The sequence below is a fragment of the Paraburkholderia jirisanensis genome (assembly GCF_054782355.1).
The window spans coordinates 262,407-279,591 of record NZ_BAAGSQ010000026.1; the positions used below are offsets into that span (position 1 = coordinate 262,407).

Sequence of the window (17,185 nt, forward strand, 5' to 3'; positions counted from 1 at the left end):
CGTTGGGTTGGTCTTCATGGATGTGCTCCGCTTATGCCTGGCTGATGAATTTCTGCGTCAGGTAGTACTCGATGCCTTCAGCGCCGCCTTCGGCGCCATGGCCGCTTTCCTTCATGCCGCCGAACGGCAGTTCCGTCGCCACGATCCGGTATTGGTTGATGCCGATCATGCCGGCCTCGAGCCCGTCGGCTACGTCGAGCGCGGTGCGCGCGCTTTGCGTGAACGCGTAGGCTGACAGGCCGTACGGCAGTCGGTTCGCTTCAGCCAGACCATCGGCGAGCGCGTCAAAGCGCATCAACACCGCAATCGGGCCAAACGGCTCTTCATGCATCACGCGCGCATCCATCGGTACGTCGGCGAGTACGGTCGGCTCGAAAAAGAAGCCGTCGCCTTCGATCCGCTTGCCGCCTGCCAGCACTTTCGCGCCGCGCGCAACGGCGTCGGCCACCAGTTCCTCCATCTTCGCGAGCTGCCGCGCATTGGCGAGCGGACCGACCTGTGTGGCAGGATCCATGCCGTCGCCTGCTTTCAGCGCCTGCGTCGCGCGCACGAAGTGCTCGACGAACACGTCATATACGTCGCGCTGAATCAGGAAGCGTGTCGATGAAATGCAGATCTGTCCGGTACCGCGAAAGCGATTCGCGGCGCCTTCGACAGCGGCCCTTTCGACGTCGGCATCGTCGAATACCAGCACAGGGCCATGGCCGCCAAGTTCGAGCGTGATCGGCTTGACACCTTCCGCAGCCCGCGCCGAAAGCAGGCGGCCGATCGGCGCTGAGCCGGTGAACGTGACCTTGCGAATCACCGGCGATGCGATCAGCTGCTTCGATACCTCGTCGGGCACACCGAACACCACTTGCAGCACGCCCTTGGGCAGACCCGCATCGTCGAGCGCGCGCGCCAGTGCGAGCGCCGTGGCGGGGCTTTCCTCGCCCGGCTTGATGATCACGCTGCAGCCCGCCGCCAGCGCCGCCGACAGCTTGCGCGCCGGCGTGATGGCCGGGAAATTCCATGGCGTGAACGCGGCGACCGGACCGATCGCCTGCTTTTTCACCAGCTGTTGCACGCCCGGACGATTCGCTGGCACCACGCGGCCGTCGATGCGGCGCGCCTCTTGCGCGAACCATTCGAAGTAATCGGCAGCGCGCAGTACTTCGTCGCGGCTTTCCGCAAGCGGTTTGCCTTCTTCGAGCGTCATCAGCGTGGCGATATGTGGTGCCCGTTCGCGCATCAAGCCGGCGGCGCGCGTCAGGATGCGGGAGCGTTCGACGGGTACCGTATTGCGCCAGGCTTCGAAGGCGCGCTGCGCGACGGCAAGTGCCCGATCGAGGTCGGCGACGGTGGCGAGCGGCACGCGGCCGAGTTCGCGCCGTGTGGCCGGATTGATCACCGCGGCGGTTTCGCGTTCGTTGGCAGCGATCCATTCGCCATCGATAAAGAGGAAAAGCGGGTCGTAAGTCGTGTTCATGATGAATGTCCTGTTCCTGAAGATGCTTTGATCGGGAATGCAAAGCTAGGTCGAGGCCTCGTCCAGGCCCGCGAAGCGTCTGCTTGTCTGTTCGGCTGCAGCAGAAGCGCGGCTCGAAGGGTGACTGCGCAACGAAGTCTAGGTGCGCAGCGCGTGCCGTTTTAGGGGTGCGGGAAGGAATGAATCTTGTCGCCAGAGGGAAAATCGCCGCACTCTGCATCGAACAGCCGTGCGGCGCGCCGCGCGCAGGCCGCGACGTGCTTATCATGCTTGCTGTGTGTATGGATGGCGTCCAGACGGCCTTCCGCACACACCGAAAGACGAATGAAAGCTCACTGAGGAGCGCCGGATGGACAAGCTCTACAACATGTCGGTGTTCGCCAAAGTCGTCGAGATGGGCAGCTTCACAGCTGTCGCGAATCATCTCGACACGACGGTCGGCAACGTGTCGCGCGCCGTGTCGGTCCTCGAAGAAGGGCTCAACACGCGGCTCCTGCAACGCTCGACGCGGCGGCTCGCGATTACCGATGCGGGCCGCCGCTTCTACGAGCGCAGTGTGGCGATCCTTGCCGACCTCGCGAACGCCGAAGACGAGGCGCGCGACGCATTGCTCGAGCCGCGCGGCACGTTGCGCGTGCACGCGGTGCCCGGCCTTGGGCGAGCGCTGGTGATGCGCGCGATCCTCGCCTATCGGCGCGCGTATCCGGAGGTATCCGTCGAGCTGCTGCTGTCGCAGCGCATGCCGAACCTTCTGGAAGAGCAGCTCGACGTGGCGATCGTGATTGCTCGCGCGCTTCCGGATTCGGCGTACGTCAGCCAGAAAATCGGCGTCAGTCATTGCGTGCTGGCGGCATCGCCCGAGTATCTCGCGCAGCACCCGGCACCCCGGCGGCCCGAAGATCTCGCCGACCATGCATGCATCTTGCTCAGTACCGTCGACTACGCACCGGACGAGTGGCAGTTGCTCAGTCCATCCGGCGAGGTCGCGTATCGGCCGGCGGGGCCACACTTCGCGGTCAACGACCTCGAAGCGATGGCGGTCGCGTTGCGCGACGGCGCTGGCATTGGCTTGCTGGCAGCGTTCTCGGCAATCGACGACTTTCGCAACGGAACGCTGGTGCGCGTGCTGCCGCAATATCACACGTGGCAACGCAACGTGTACGCGGTTTATTCGTCCAGGCAATTCGTCGACGCGAAGGTGAAGCGCTTTGTCGATGCGCTGAAGCTCGACGTCGGCGGTGAACTGGATCGCTATGCGAAGGAACTGGGAATCGGGATCACGGACGCAACGCAGCGCTAGGTATCGGCTACACGGCCTGCTTGCATGAACCGGCCAACGGCCAAAGCAGGAGACAAATGAAACCGGCCCGCGCGCTCGAAGCGCTCAACTTCTTCATGGCCGACGTGCAGGCCGGCATCGGTCCGTTTATCGGCGTGTTTCTGCTAGCGCGTGGCTGGGGCGCTGACGCGATCGGCTCGGTGATGACGCTCGGCGGACTCGCTGCGATGGCAGCGACGCCGTTCGCCGGCGCGCTGGTGGATTCGGCTCGCGCCAAGCGCGCGCTGATCGTCGCGGCGACCGTCGTCACCACGCTCGCGTCGCTGGCGTTGCTGCCCGCAGGCAGTTATGCCGCAGTGGCCGCCGCGCAGGTCGTCGCTGCCATCACCGGTGCCGTGCTCGTTCCTGCAGTGGCCGGCGTGACGCTCGGCATGGTCCGTGCGCGCGGCTTCGATCGGCAATTCGGGCGTAACCAGATGGCGAACCATGCAGGCAACCTGGTTGGCGCAGCACTCGCCGGTTGGCTCGGCTGGCGCTTCGGATTCGCTGCGATCTTCGTGCTGGCCGCGCTGTTCGCGTTGCTCGCGATTGCATGTGTGCTGCTGATTCCCGCACGGGCGATCGATTACGCCAGCGCACGCGGTCTCGAGCACGACGACGTCGCGCACCGGAAAGAAAGCGCGCATCCGGACCCAACCAGCAGCACCGCACACGGGCCACACGGATCGCCCCATCCGGGCGGGCTACGCACGTTGCTCGAGAGCCGCCCGCTACTGATACTGGGCGCATCGCTCGCGTTGTTCCACCTCGGCAATGCCGCCATGCTGCCGCTATACGGTATGGGTGTGGTCACGGCGCATCACGGCAATCCCAGCGCCTTCACCGCACAGACCATCGTCATCGCGCAACTGGTCATGGTGGGAGCCGCATGGCTCGCACCACGTCTGATCCGCACGCATGGCTACTGGTGGGTCCTGCTGGCTTCGTGGCTTGCGCTGCCGGTGCGTGGCGCAGTGGCAGCCACACTGATGGACAGCGCCGGCGTCTGGCCGGTGCAGATTCTGGATGGCATCGGCGCGGGCCTGCAAAGCGTCGCGGTGCCTGCCCTCGTGGTGCATCTGCTCCAGGGCACGGGCCGTGTCAATGCGGGCCAAGGCGCAGTGGCGACCGCGCAGGGCGTCGGAGCCGCATTGAGTCCGGTGCTAGGCGGCGTGCTCGCGCAGCATGTTGGTTACGCGAGCGCGTTCGTCGTGCTGGGCGCGGTTTCCATCGGCTCGCTGGCGCTGTGGCTTGTGCATGCGGACCGCTTGCGGGGAGTGTGCGCGGCATCGCAGCCCGATGGCACCGGCGCGGCGCCGGAACAGCGCAAGCCACGGCGTATCACCTAGCCATCGGGTGCCTATGGTGAAAATCGCGCAGGCGTCAACCTGTCCGTATTGCACGACTTTCGGTCGCATGAATTCGCGCCTTTCAATGTCATAATGGCCGACATCGTTTTTTGATCCGTCGCGGCTCGACGTGCCACATACCCCACATCTCACAAGTGGCACCGGGCCGGCAACGCGCGTGGCTCAACCGGGCCACGCCGCGTCCTGACAAACGAGGGCGGCAAAAGCCATATATGAGCCAATTTGATATCGAAAAGAACGGCTATTCGCGGTCCCGTTCTAATCTCAAATATCTCGAACAGCGTGTACGTAAGGTCGTCACCGGGCTCGAGATCACGGTCAACCGTTTGCTCGGGCGCGAGTTCGTCGACGCGCGGCCCGGCATCATGGCCATCGAAGTAACGGGCGCGTGCAATCTGAAGTGCCGCTTCTGCGCATACGAGAAAAAAGAGATTCCGAAAGTCAGCATGTCCAACGACATGTTCGCAACCAGCGTCAACCAGGCCATCGCGCTCGGCTATCGGGATTTCGAGTTGACGCCTTGCACCGGCGACGTGTTCATGGATAAGCGGCTATACGACAAGCTCGATTATCTCGACAATCACGCCGACGTCGACCGTTATCACTTTTTCACTAATCTGAGCGTACCGTCTGAAGATCAGGTGCGCCAGTTGCTGACTTTCAAGAAACTCACGCATCTCACGGTGAGCATCTACGGGCACGACGAAGAAAGCTTTATCGCAATCACCAAATCCACCTCGAAGGTGTATCAGCGGCTGCTTGCGAATCTGCGCATTCTGCTCGCCGAAGAGAAGCGTCCGTTCGAGCTCTCTTTCGGCTTCCGTTCGACCGCGTCGGTCCCGGCCGAGGCAACCGGTGAACTGATGCAGCTCCTCAAGCAGTTCGCAAGGAAAGGCGCGTTCATCAATTCGTCGCATGGCGTGTTCAACAACTGGGGCGGCATGATCACCGAAGAGGACGTGAAGGGCCTCGACGTGAAGATCATCTCCGGCGACAGCAAGCACCGCTCGGGTCCGTGTTCGCGCATCTTCGATTCGCCGCAGGTCACGGCAACCGGTCTCGTCAACGCGTGTGCGTGCCGCGACGTCAACGCGGTGCTGCGCATCGGCGATATCGCGAAAAACTCGCTGGCCGATATTCTGAGCCCGGACAATCCCGAGTACCGGCGCATTGTCCGCGAACAGATGGAAGGGAAGTTTCAGTCGGTGTGCGATCAGTGCGATTACTACCGCAGCGTCTTTCACCAGCCGAAGGCTTATCGCAGGCAAGGCATCGAGACGCAGACGATCGACGGCTTCATGCAGAAGCTCGGCGAGCGCGGCGCGATCGCACGCGCGCAATCGGCCGCTGGACCCACTGCGAAGACGGTCATTCCGATCGCTCAGGTCACGGATGCGAGCGAGGCGAGTTCGCACTAGTCGAGACTCGGCCACTCATCCCGAAAACGCTCACCTTTAGGTGTATCGCGGCGCCGCTGTGAAGCGGCGCCCGTGCAGCGATGCCTTTGCCGCAGCGATGCCTCTGCCGCAGCGATGCCTATCAAGCGGTATCGCCATGCACCGGCTGCGGCGCCGCTTCGCTTGCGGCGCTCGGCCAATGCAGCAAGCGCTCGATTTCCTCGATAACGGTCCGGCGGCGCTGCACCTCAAGCTCATGCGCCTGCGCTGCCGCCGCAATGTCTGCGCCGCAATGCGGGCAAGTGTGCTCGTGGGCATGCACATAACCATCGCAGCTGCGGCATAGCTCGAGCCGCGGCGGCACCCTGCCTTCATCGGGCACGCGCTTGCCTTTGTTCTTCCATACCAGCTCGATGGTCTGCCCAGAGCGCTCGATGCTCGACACCGGCGTGCCGTCCGCAATCCGCTCGGTGACCAGATCGAAGCGGCCCACCGCGAACGACGCAGGACCTGCATCCTCGATCTTCGCGATGCGCTCGCGCAGCCCCTGTTTCTCCAGTTCCAGCACCCGATAGTGGCAATACGGGTTATTGCCCGGCTTGCCGAGCAGCGAATGCGAGGTCCATGTGCAGCCGCCGCGGCACACGTCCGCGTAGTAGCAGCTGCGGCAGAAGCCCCATAGATCGTCCACCGAGCGCAGCCGCCCGAAATGCATGCCCTCGCTGGTGTGCCAGATGTCTTCCAGCGACAGATCGCGCACGTTGCCGCCGGCGAACCCCACGGTGGCAAGCGATGGGCACCCTTTGACCGTGCCGTCCGCTTCGAGCGCGATCACAGTCTGGCCGGCCGCGCAGCCGGTCCAGTGCACGCGCTCGTCGCCGAAGCCGCGCCACAGATGCTCGTACGGACCGTAATAGCCGATGTTGTTGCCGACGTTCATCAGCAAGCCGCGGCTCGCGCCGCGCTGGTACAGTTGCGCGAGCAACGGCATCAGCTCCTTCAACTGATACGGCTGCAGCAGCAGTTCGTCGTGATCCACTGCATTGCCCATCGCGACGGTCAACTGGATCTGCCAGTGCGTCGCGCCGAGTTCGATGATGGTGTCCATCAGCGCCGGCAAGTCCGGCATCGTCGCGGCGCCGATCTGCGTGTTCACACTGGTCGCAAGCCCGGCTTCGCGCGCGCGCCGCAGCGTATCCACTGCGCGCTCGAACGAGCCCTTCACGTTGCGTACCTTGTCGTGCAGCGGCGCGAGCCCGTCGAGCGACACGCCAATGCCGTTCAGCCCGGCCTCTACCGCTCGTGCAAGCCGGGCGGGCGTGAGATTGCGCCCGCCCGTCTGCACCGCGCAATACATGTCATGCGCGCGGATCGCCTTGATCAGTTCGGTCCAGTCCTTGCGCAAATACGCTTCGCCGCCGATCAGCGAGACTTCGCGCGTACCGAGTCTTGCAAGCGAGTCGATCACTTGCAGGCACTCTTGCGTCGAGAGCTCGTTGGTGCGCCGGCGGCCGGCGCGCGATCCGCAATGCAGGCACTTCAGATCGCATGCCAGCGTGATCTCCCATACCACGTGAACCGGGACATAACGCTGGTAATCCTGCTCGTTCAGAAAACGGGCGGGGCGCGGACTGGTCTCTGACATGATCGTCCTTATGGGCTGCTGCTTGTGTACTGCTGTGTGCTGCCGTTTGTGCTGCGATGCGCCTTTGCGGCTGCTTTTTACTCCTGCACGGCCCCTCTCCACTCCCCCGCCGCGCGCATGCCCAAGAGCCGCGCGCGGCGCTTTCCTTCGCTTTGCGGTTGACCTATCGCGTGCCTTCGAGGCGCGCGATCTCCGCATTCAGGCCAGCCAGCGCGCTCTTCAGCTGATCGCTGCTGGCCAGTTGCTGTTCGGCTTCGCGGGCCAGCGCTTTCATCCGGCTCAGATCACCCGATGCGGCAGCTTGTTGAATGCCCACGCCATACAGCGGCGTGTACGGCTGGTACGGCGGCTTGAGCGGCTGCAGCAGGCCCTCGGGCGTGATGATCGCGTGCTCGACTTCATGCCAGTTACCGCCCTCGAAGTAGCGGTAGCTGGCCGCGCCCGACTTCCAGTCGCTCTTCACGATGCCGTGAAACTGGAACGTCTCGGCGAGGCCGCTGGTCGGGCCCGACGGGCTGCCGGCCAGGCTCAGCACGATGTCGGCTTCCGATGCGGATTCGACGATCACCGGGCTGAAGGTGCCCCATACATCCGCCTGAAACTGCAGCGGCGGGTAGGTGGTCTGCGTGATGCGGGCAACACCGCTCACGCGTTTGCCCGGCGTGTTGACGAGCAGCGTCAACGTCAGCACCGGCGCACCGATTGCCGGCGTGGCGACGCGGAAATTGACGGGAAACAGTCCGACTGTCATGGCGGTAACTCCTGTAGCAAGGGGTAGCGGTACGCTTGCGAGGGGCTTAGCGCCCGGCTTCGACACGCGCGATTTCCGCCTTCAGCGTCGCAAGGGCGGCGGCGATCTCGGTCTGGCTATCCAGTTGATGCTTCGCCGCAGCGGCCAGCGTCTTCATGTGCGCGAGGTCGCCCGAAGCCGTCGCCTGCTGGATCGACACCGCGTACATCGGCATCGGGCCGCTCTCCGGCTGCCGCGGGTTCACGATCACCGGGCCCGCTTCGAGCGGCGCGAATTCGCGTTCGGTCTTGACCGGTACGCTGGCGACGTCGTGCCACGTGCCGTTGCTGAAGTAGCTATAGGATGCGGTGCCGGTCTGCCAGTCGCTGTTCAGCACCAGATACAGTTTGAAACTCACCGGCGAATTCGACTTCGGGCCGCCTTGATTGCCTTCGAGCGTGACGAGGATGCGCGTCTTCGACGGCGGCATCAGCGCCATGTAGCTGAAACGGCCCCACGCGTCGACGTGGAAGTCGAGCGGCGGGTTGATCGCCTGCGTGATCGAAGCCGTGCCAACCACGCTGCTTGCGGGCGTGTCGACAAGCAGCGCCAGATGAAGCGTCGGCGCACCCGGCATACCGCTGCCGATGACATAGCCGACCGGAAACAGCCCCGTGCGTAGATTTTCTGACATCTGAATCTCCTGGATTCGGGATGGGCTCGTGGGTTGAGCCCGATCTTGCGTCATGTGCGTTCGAGCTTTGCGATTTCCTGTTTGACCAGGCTGATCGCCGCGGCAAGTTCACCTTGTTGTGCCAGCAGCGTTTGGGCTTGGGCCAGCAAAGCTTTCATCTGCGTCAGATCGCCTACTGCAATGGCTTGATGGATCGCCACGCCGTAAGGCGGCATCACGTGCTGAGTCTGGTTGCTCATGCTCGTTCTCGCTCGAAGAATGGGCCGCGGTGCGGTGTGCGTTATTGCGGCAGGCCCGTCAGGAGCAAGGCACGTGCCATAGACTGTAAGGCCCGTGTGTGCGGTAACGCACGAAATGGAGCAGATCGGAATGGACGGATTCGTCCATGATTTCGGCGGGAAATGGACGAATCCGTCCATTCGATGCAAAGAAACCGCCTCCCACGCCGCGGCACAACCACTCGCCGGGCGCGGGAAGCGCAAACGCGGCTACGAGGATGCCGCGCTGCTGGCGGAAAGCTTGCTGTACGTCAGACGGCTTGGGCGCAGCTTCATGCGCACCAGCGAAACAAGGAAGCTGAAGCCCGCATGATTCGGGTCGATCACCGGCACATAGGTGCCGAGTGCGTCCTCGAGCAATACGCTGACCCGATGCGCGACGTCGACGAAGCCCGTACAGCCGAGCAGGATCGATTGCGCGCCGTCCTGCCTGATGGCCAGCATCGCCTGCTCGAAGGTCTTTTTGACCACCAGGTCGACCTTGGACAGGTCCGCGACCGGGCAGTCGATCGAGCGAATCGACACGAAGTCGTCTTCGATGCCGTAAGTCTGCGGATGAGCGCGCTGCATCGCTAGCGTGCTCGGCAGGATCGTGATGATCGAAAAGCGCTGGCTCAGCATCAGCGCGGCGAACGCCGAAGTCGGAAAGCCGCCGATGATCGGAATATCGATCGCCTCGCGTGCGGCCTCGACGCCGCACATGTCGAAGTCGGTCAGCCAGATGCCGTCGAAGCCGTCTTTCTCGATCGCCTGCGCAAGCCGGACCACCGGCATGCCGTTCTGCAGCCAGTTCGTGCGGTTCTCGATACTCGGCGTGCCTTCGGTGATGTTGCGGACTTCGACCTTCACATCCGGCGGCACGACCGGCGCCACCGCCTGCATGATTCTTTCGTTGAACTGGCTGGTCGCCACCGGCACCAGCACACAGATACGAATCGATTCGCTCACGCCACACCTCCTTCGGTCAGCTTTTGCAGTGCGCCGACCGGCACGTACGGCCCGAGATAACCGAGCGGCGACGCCAGCGCCTCGAGGAAGCTGGTGACGATCAGGCCGCCGGGGACGCGCAACGCGGGCTCCGCTTCCCATGCGAGCAGCGTCACTTTGCGGCCGGTCACGGCGGGGTTCAGCGTACCCTTCTGCGTCACCAGGTCGCCGTTGGTGAACACGGATTCGCCGCTGCCTTCGACGAAATACGCGACGCTATCCGGCGCGAGCAGCACCGGCGCGGGCCGGCGGCTATCCCACACCATCAGCGATTCGTTCTGGTAGAGCACGGTGAAATCGGCCGAGCCCGCGTGAATCACGATCTGCCCGACGTCGAAGCCACCCGCCGTATTGACCGAAGCCGACTTGAACTCGCCCTGCGCGACGAGCGTGTGCGCCGTGATGCCGCAGCGATCCGCGAGATAGCGGCTCATCTGTGCAGCACTGGCGATGTCGCCGCTATTGACCGCACGCCCGAGCTCCAGCGCGCGCGTCAAGGTACCGCGCACCGGCAGCGCGCGCTGCAGTTGCGATGGCTGCATCACCCACATCGCGAGACCGCCGTACTGCTCGAAGTCCGGGTCGCTGACGACCGGCCGCATCATCTGCTCGACGATCGCCGACACGTCGCGTTGATGCCCCGCATCGCCGTGGCTACCCGCGCGCGGCGTAACGTCGAGCTCGACGCACAAGCCGCTCTGGCTGACCAGAAACGCCGGGCGCGGATCGATTTTCTGCGCGGCATACGTGAGCATCGGCAGCGACGGCACGGCGCGGCCTGCGCCGTCCGCATCGAGCACCGCAATGCCGAGCTTCGCGGCCACCAGACATGCGACGACGAAACCCAGCGCACCGCTCTCCGGCGGCGCGACATACGCAAGCTTGCGCCCTTGCTCAACGAGCCGCGCCTGAATCTTCTGCGCGGCCGTGACCGGCCCAAGCGGATACTGCGCGGTGTTGATCGCTTCCGGCGCGCCGAGATATGCGACCATCACCGCCTCGCCTTCCTGCGCGGCGGCCGCCTCGTCGACGCTGACCACCCGCACCGTATCGGCCGGGTAGTAGTCTCCCTTCTGAAAATGACTGGCAAGGTGACGGGCGGATTCGATCGTACCGCCGCCGCCGCTGCCGAAAAATGCGCCGCCGATCAGTAGCGCCGCGAGATCCTGCTGCTTCAGTTCATAGGCCATGCGCTCATCCTTTTTGCTGCGGGTTGAGGAAATCGTCTGCCCGCAGCTCGGCCAGCATTCCGGTCGCGCGCTGCGCCGCCGGACTCAGGTTGATCGCCGCGGGCATCCGTAGTGCCCGTTCCAGCGCTTCGACCGCCGGCGCTTTGCGGCCGCTCTGCCGCAGCAGATCGGCGAGATAAGTGGCCGCCGACAGGCGCGCCGGCACCGAGCCGAGCGCGAGTGCCGTCGAGATCGCGCTGCGCAGGCCCTGTTCGGCGGCGTTGATGTCGCCGAGCGCCCATTGCGCGCGCGCCTTGACGATCAGCAGTTCGCTCAGATAAACGCGCTCCTGGCGCTGGATCAATTCGTCGAGCGAGGCCGAGACGAGCGCCTCGCATTCGCGCGCACGGTCCGAACGCAGCAGGATTTCGCAGTGTTGCCAGGTCTTGAACGAGAAGAACAGCGCGCCGCCTTGCTTGACCATGTAGTTCTCGTAGCCGTCGATCAGCAGCTGTTCCGCTTCGTCGAGCAGACCGGCGGCGCTCAGATAGCACGCGCGAAACACCTGGCCCACACCGCGGTAGAACGCAAAGCCGCCCACTGCCGAGACCGAATCGAGTTCGCTCGCCAGTACGCCGAGGCGCTCGATGTCGTTGAACAGCATCGCGAGCCACACGGCCCCCTGCAGGTCGATCGCATAGCCGAGCAGATGTGAGTGGCCTTCTTCGGTGCGCGTGATCAGCGTATCCATCGCGCGGCGCGCTTCGTCGACTGCGCCGATCTGAAATGCCGCGAGACCTTCGAAAGTCAGCGCGAGACCTGCGAGGTCGAGCCCCTGCACGCCGATGCGCCGGTCGGCGCTGCCGATGTGACGCAGCCCGCCGCGCGCCAGCGTCGCCAGCGCCTCTTCGCTGTCGCCGAGCCAGAACAGCGTGTTGGCGAGCGCGACGTGCGCTTCGTCGAGCGCCGCCTGGCTGCTGATGCCGTGCACGCGCTGCAGCAGGTCCTGCGCAGTCGCGCGCGCCTGGGTCAGGTGCAGCGTGACCAGTTGCGTGGTCCACAGGCCGAACTGCACGGTGGCAAGCTCAATGCCATCGCACACGCCCGCGCCCACCGTCAAAGCCGCCGTATAGCAGGCCATCGCTTCGGCATGGAGCCAGCCGTGAATCGTGCGCAGCGCAACCGCCAGCGACCGGTATGCAGCGAACTGCAAACGGCGGCTATCTTCTTCCGGGCTGCCTCGCTGCAACAGATCGAGGCAGCGCCGCAGCAACGGCACGGCCTCCTGAAACTGCGCAGCGCCGATCGACGCATCGGCACGTTCGAGGCATTGGCGCGCTTCGCGGTGGCGCTCCTCGCGCGCCTTGAGCCGGCGTTCGACCACCTTGCGGCCCACGCCGAGCAGCGTGGCCGCGGCACTCTTGTTGTAGGCGGTTCGTTCCAGCGCGCGATCGATCAGCAGGTTTTCGGCGGCGGCCAGCTTGTCGTCGCCGGCCAGGTCGAGCAGTTGATCGGCCAGCTTCGTCAGCGAGCCGGCATCGCTCGACTCGACCGCAAGAAACGGCTCGAGCATATCGGCGTCGACGCGTTCGTGCTCGGTCAGCACGCACAACTGGCTGACGAGATTGCGCAGCTGGCGGATATTGCCCGGCCACGACTGTTCGGAAAGACGCTTGATCGCGGCCGGTGTGAACTCGATATTGCGCGTCTGCTGTGCGGCGAAATGCGCGAGTAGAGCGGGAATGTCTTCGCCACGCTGCTCGAGGTTGGGCACATGCAGGATAAATACCGCCAGCCGGTAGAACAGATCCTCGCGAAAGCGCCCTTCGCGCACAGCCTCGCGCAGATTGCGGTGGGTGGCCGCGATAATGCGGCCTTCGAACTGCAGGCTCACCGACGAACCGACCGGACGATACGTGCGCGTCTCCAGCGCACGCAATAGCTTCGGCTGCAGGCCAAGCGGCAGTTCGCCGATTTCGTCGAGAAACAGCGTGCCCTTGCCGGCTTGCTGCAACAGGCCACGGCGATTTTCGACCGCTCCCGTAAAAGCTCCCCTTACGTGACCGAACAGCTCGGCTTCGACGAGGTCTTCGGGAATCGCGCCGCAGTTCAGATCGACGAAAGGTTGATCGCGGTTCAGGCCGCGCTCATGGAGACGCCGCGCCACCAGTTCTTTGCCCGAGCCGGTAGCGCCGAAGATCAGCAACGCATGTTCGGTCGGCGCGACGCGGTCGATGGTTCGGACCAGTTGGCGAAACGCGGGTGAAATGCCGATAAAGGCGGCCTTCTCGCGTTCGGCCGAGCCACGCGCGGATAGGTCCGGGCTCGCGGACGGCCGGTCGCGTAGCGCAGTCGTTGCTCGGCTGATTGCACCGGAGTCCGGCATGCTCTTTCCCATCCAGTCAGTTTCAGCGTAATGGCGCGTGCGCGCAGCGCTTTCGATGCAAGCGGGATGCGGCAAACGTGCGGCGGGACGCGAAGTTCGAATCAATGCTGAGGCGAACCGCAACGTATGCCGCGAGCATGGATGCACCGAGCATTGAGGCTCATTGCGTTGCTCGCTTCGTGTGGACGGGCCGGCCGCTCAATGGCTCGAATTACGCGCAACGCATGACGCGACAGAGTCATGCGTTACGCGTGCTGCCTGCTTTTGGTGCGTCGTTGTCGATGGCGCCGGGCGCGTCCGCAAATCATCTGTTTAACGGCGTGGCGGACGCGAATCTTTAATCGTATCGGGCGATCTGAAAACGCGATAACGGGACGCTCGCGCAGTGATGGGTGATGCGCGCGAGGTATGGATTCTCACCTCCCGAAAAACCTCACCTTTGTGACGAAAGACGCTGTTCGAGGGGGGTTGAAGCTCGCGTTCGAAGGTGTGTTAGCTGTCAGCTCTGTCAAGAATGCGGCTGGGTTGAGAACGCAGCGCGGTGCTGCTTGCCCTGCGTTCAGCGCAGGTCGGCGAACGCAGGCGACGATACGTGCAGCACCTCGTAACTGTGCAATTCCGCCGGCAGCTCGACTTGTGCTTGTGCCCAATAGTCGAACGTCACGATGCGCCAGCTGCGCGGATCGACGCCTACCGCGCGCGCCAGCAGACCGGGTGTGCGCTCGACCGCGGCGGCCGCCGCGTCGCTTTCCTGCTGGCGGTAACTGACCAGATCGACGTGCGGATCGAGCAGGCGCTCCGCACGCGTGACGCTGGCAATCGACGACGGATCGATCAACCGGGCCGAGCGCGCATAGGCGAAGCCGGCCCACGTCTCGACCGGCGGCACGCCGAACGCGTCCTTGATGCCGGCGAATGCGGGCCCGGCGAGAAATCCCCACATCGCGTCGACTTGCGGCCATAGATAGACGGGCGCGTACTGATTGCCGTGGGCACCGTGTTTGCCCTTCTCGCGAATCAGAAAGCATTTGAGGCCAAGGCCGGGAAAGCTGTCGAACGACGGACCCCTGGTTGCGACGCGCTCGCGGATCACCGCCATGTCGTAGTCGGCGGGCAGCGCGATTCGATATTGCTTGATGAACATAATCACGGCTCCTTGATCGCGTGGTGGGCGACGTGCGATGCACCGGCAGCGCGCTGTTGCAGGGTGACGCCGTCATATCCCCATGCATCGGCTGCCACTTCGTCGACGATCACGTAAGTCGCGACCGGCAAACCGCCGCCGAGCATCCGCTTGAGCAGCGTGTCGGTCTCGGCGATAAAGCGGGCTTTTTCACCGGCGGTGTTGATGCCACCGGTAATACGCGCGTTGACGTGAGCGAACACGTGCACCTCGGCGCCGGCAATCGACCAGCCGCGCACGGCGACCTGCTCGATCAGCACCGACGTGATGGCCGGATCTTTGCCAAGCGTGTCGGCCATGATGTCCGTCATGCCACGCTGCAAACGGCTGAACTGTTCAGGCGCGAGCGTCGGTCCTGCAATCTTCACATTGACGAAAGGCATGGCGGGCTCTCCGGTCGGCAGCAGCGTGATTGCTGCCATGCCGCCCGAACATGGCGGCACAGCGGCTTCGCAACATCAGCATGAATGATGCGGGCGCAACGATACGGCGCGGCGTAGCACGCCGCTGCGCGCTTCAACGGTCGTGCATCACTTCGGCCCGTATTGCATCTCGCCGTTGCCGAACGACCAGTTTTCCTTGTCCACTTCAACCAGATTGATGAACACGTCCTGCTTGCGAATCCCCGTTTTGGCGTGAATGCCCTCGGCCACCGCCTGGTAGAACGCTTTCTTTACCTCGATCGTTCGCCCCTTGTTCCACGTGACCTGAATGAACACGATGCCCGGTGTGTACGTAATGCCGAGATAGCCGTCCGCGGGGTAGACGAGTTCTTCGGCTGAATGCCGCGTGACGACCTGATACCTGTCGTCCTTCGGCACGTTGGCGACGCTGATCATCGCGTCGTAAACGACGTCGCTCACGGCGTGCACGGTGTCGGCAGGAGCGGCTTGGGAAATATCGATGCGAACGAATGGCATGGCTGCGTTTCCTTCAAAGGTGAATAGGTACGGGCACTCAGGCGCCGTTGATGGCCGACGTGAGCGCGCCGTTCAGCACATCATAATCGAGTGCATATGCATCGACAGCGTCCAGACAACCGACGTTGGCCCGCTGCGCTGTGTCGTGACTGTGGGCCGTGTCGTCATAGGCACTCCATCAATAGAAAGGTTTGCCTTTGCAAAAGATAGGTGACAATGGCATTTCTGAATATCGCGAATTTTCCAACCCTTGCATCGGAATATTCGAATTATGGCGGTCCGTACCAATCTCGACATGGACGTGCTGCGCACGTTCGTCATGGGTTTCGAGCTCGGCAGCTTCGCGCGCGCGGCGGACCGGCTAGGCCGTTCGCAGTCGGCCGTCAGCACCCAATTGCGCAAGCTGGAAGATCAGATCGGCACGCCGCTCGTGCAGAAAGCCGGCCGCGGCCTCGCGCTGACCACGGCCGGCGAGGCGCTGCTCAGTTACGCGAAGCGTCTGCTCGAACTGAACGACGAAGCGGTAGAAACGATTCGCGGCGCGGACCTCGAAGGATGGGTGCGGCTCGGTTTGCCGCAGGATTTCGCCGATACCTTTCTGCCCGCCGTGCTTGGCCGCTTTGCACGCGCGCACCCGAAAGTGCGCGTCGAGGTGCAGGTAGATCGCAGTGCGCCGCTGATCGACAAAACGCTCAAGGGTGAACTGGATGTCGCGCTGGTGTGGGGCGATGGCAGCGCGGCGCCATATGGCGAGCGCATCGCGGAGCTTCCGATCGCGTGGATCGGTCGGCAGGATGGGGTCGATGTCCGCAAACCCGGCGGCGAACCGCTGCCGCTGGTGGCATTCGAGCCGCCCTGCTCGTTTCGCTCGGCGGGCATTGCGGCGCTCGATGAGGCCGGCATTCCATGGCGGCTGGTGTTCACGAGCCCGAGCCTGTCGGGCTTGTGGGCCGCTGCAGAAGCGGGGCTCGGCGTAACCGTGCGCACCACCATCTCGATGCCGCGCGCGCTCGCCGCACTCAACCCGCTTACGACCGGCTTGCCCGCACTGCCGCCGATGCCGCTTGCGCTGCATCGCGCGGAAGCCGAGTCGCGGCCGGCCGTCAAGCGCTTGACGGACATCGTGCTGGAGACGGTGCGCGAGGCGATCGCGTCGTCTCCCGAAAACGCTCACCTATAGCTGGCCGCAGGCATTTGCGCAGGGCCGCGCACTCCCGGGCCAGGTGAGGTTACGCGCGCTTTAACGTGCTGCGCGCCAGCAGATGATCGATCGAGATCGCGCCCGGGCCATAAGCCGCGATACCCAGCGCCATGGCCGCCCACGTGATGTGAATCGGCCAGCCGTCCGGCACGGTGAGTTCGATCACGCATGTCATCAGGAGCAGGCCTGCGGCTGCGAAGCGCGTGCCGAAACCCAGCACCAGCAGCACCGGAAACCCCACCTCGCCGCACGCAGACAGGAACGCCACGACCGCCGGCTCGGGGAACGAATACGGGCCGCCCGGAAGATGCAGCTTGAACTCGTCCGTGAACAGGTCGATCGCCGTGTCGTTCAGCTGCAAAAACCCGTGCCACTTCAGGATGCCCGACCTGTAGAACGGTACGGCCAGCGCCAGCCGTAACACCAGTTGCGTCAGCCA

General features: G+C 64.1%; 16 protein-coding genes. 4 read left to right on the top strand and 12 right to left on the bottom strand.

Annotated elements, in window-relative coordinates; all coding sequences use genetic code 11:
* Window positions 1–31: 31 nt before the first annotated feature.
* Window positions 32–1,468, bottom strand: a complete 1,437-nt coding sequence (locus ACYVNQ_RS17485) for an NAD-dependent succinate-semialdehyde dehydrogenase (protein ID WP_460903812.1) — start codon at window positions 1,466–1,468, stop codon at window positions 32–34.
* Window positions 1,469–1,817: 349 nt separating this feature from the next.
* Between ACYVNQ_RS17485 and ACYVNQ_RS17490 the strand changes: the two genes are divergently transcribed.
* From ACYVNQ_RS17490 to ACYVNQ_RS17500, 3 genes are all read left to right on the top strand, one after another.
* Complete coding sequence (locus ACYVNQ_RS17490) at window positions 1,818–2,768, top strand: LysR family transcriptional regulator (RefSeq protein WP_460903813.1); 951 nt, start codon at window positions 1,818–1,820, stop codon at window positions 2,766–2,768.
* 56 nt (window positions 2,769–2,824) lie between these two features.
* On the top strand, window positions 2,825–4,135 hold the full coding sequence (locus ACYVNQ_RS17495; protein WP_460903814.1) for an MFS transporter: 1,311 nt from the start codon (window positions 2,825–2,827) through the stop codon (window positions 4,133–4,135).
* A 233-nt stretch (window positions 4,136–4,368) separates the two neighbouring features.
* Window positions 4,369–5,574, top strand: a complete 1,206-nt coding sequence (locus tag ACYVNQ_RS17500) for a radical SAM protein (RefSeq protein WP_460903815.1) — start codon at window positions 4,369–4,371, stop codon at window positions 5,572–5,574.
* 121 nt (window positions 5,575–5,695) lie between these two features.
* On the opposite strand, the gene ACYVNQ_RS17505 is transcribed toward ACYVNQ_RS17500, so the two are convergent.
* From ACYVNQ_RS17505 to ACYVNQ_RS17550, 10 genes are all read right to left on the bottom strand, one after another.
* Entirely contained in the window at window positions 5,696–7,198 is a 1,503-nt protein-coding gene (locus tag ACYVNQ_RS17505; RefSeq protein WP_460903816.1) for a GDL motif peptide-associated radical SAM/SPASM maturase, read from the bottom strand.
* Window positions 7,199–7,361: 163 nt separating this feature from the next.
* Window positions 7,362–7,949 (bottom strand): DUF1842 domain-containing protein, encoded by a 588-nt coding sequence (locus ACYVNQ_RS17510; RefSeq protein ID WP_460903817.1) that lies wholly within the window; start codon window positions 7,947–7,949, stop codon window positions 7,362–7,364.
* A gap of 46 nt (window positions 7,950–7,995) precedes the next feature.
* A complete protein-coding gene (locus ACYVNQ_RS17515; protein WP_460903819.1) occupies window positions 7,996–8,622 on the bottom strand; it encodes a DUF1842 domain-containing protein in 627 nt (208 codons plus the stop codon).
* Between the two features lie 50 nt (window positions 8,623–8,672).
* A complete protein-coding gene (locus ACYVNQ_RS17520) occupies window positions 8,673–8,861 on the bottom strand; it encodes a DUF1843 domain-containing protein (protein ID WP_460903820.1) in 189 nt (62 codons plus the stop codon).
* Window positions 8,862–9,110: 249 nt separating this feature from the next.
* Window positions 9,111–9,848, bottom strand: coding sequence for an aspartate/glutamate racemase family protein (locus ACYVNQ_RS17525; RefSeq protein WP_460903821.1), 738 nt, complete (start codon window positions 9,846–9,848; stop codon window positions 9,111–9,113).
* The gene (locus ACYVNQ_RS17530; protein ID WP_460903822.1) at window positions 9,845–11,077 is read right to left on the bottom strand and encodes an S-methyl thiohydantoin desulfurase domain-containing protein; all 1,233 of its coding nucleotides are present in this window, start codon (window positions 11,075–11,077) and stop codon (window positions 9,845–9,847) included. The genes ACYVNQ_RS17525 and ACYVNQ_RS17530 overlap by 4 nt, the downstream gene beginning before the upstream one ends.
* Window positions 11,078–11,081: 4 nt before the next feature.
* Entirely contained in the window at window positions 11,082–13,442 is a 2,361-nt protein-coding gene (locus tag ACYVNQ_RS17535) for a sigma 54-interacting transcriptional regulator (protein WP_460903823.1), read from the bottom strand.
* Window positions 13,443–14,001: 559 nt separating this feature from the next.
* A complete protein-coding gene (locus tag ACYVNQ_RS17540) occupies window positions 14,002–14,586 on the bottom strand; it encodes a DUF4865 family protein (RefSeq protein WP_460903824.1) in 585 nt (194 codons plus the stop codon).
* A 2-nt stretch (window positions 14,587–14,588) separates the two neighbouring features.
* The gene (locus tag ACYVNQ_RS17545) at window positions 14,589–15,008 is read right to left on the bottom strand and encodes a tautomerase family protein (protein WP_460903825.1); all 420 of its coding nucleotides are present in this window, start codon (window positions 15,006–15,008) and stop codon (window positions 14,589–14,591) included.
* 147 nt (window positions 15,009–15,155) lie between these two features.
* Window positions 15,156–15,545, bottom strand: a complete 390-nt coding sequence (locus ACYVNQ_RS17550) for a tautomerase family protein (protein ID WP_460903826.1) — start codon at window positions 15,543–15,545, stop codon at window positions 15,156–15,158.
* Window positions 15,546–15,816: 271 nt separating this feature from the next.
* Here ACYVNQ_RS17550 and ACYVNQ_RS17555 point away from each other — a divergent pair, with 271 nt between their 5' ends.
* Complete coding sequence (locus tag ACYVNQ_RS17555) at window positions 15,817–16,725, top strand: LysR substrate-binding domain-containing protein (RefSeq protein WP_460903827.1); 909 nt, start codon at window positions 15,817–15,819, stop codon at window positions 16,723–16,725.
* A 49-nt stretch (window positions 16,726–16,774) separates the two neighbouring features.
* Here ACYVNQ_RS17555 and ACYVNQ_RS17560 read toward each other — a convergent pair.
* Window positions 16,775–17,185: DoxX family protein (locus ACYVNQ_RS17560; RefSeq protein WP_460903828.1), on the bottom strand; the 411-nt coding region annotated here is incomplete at its 5' end.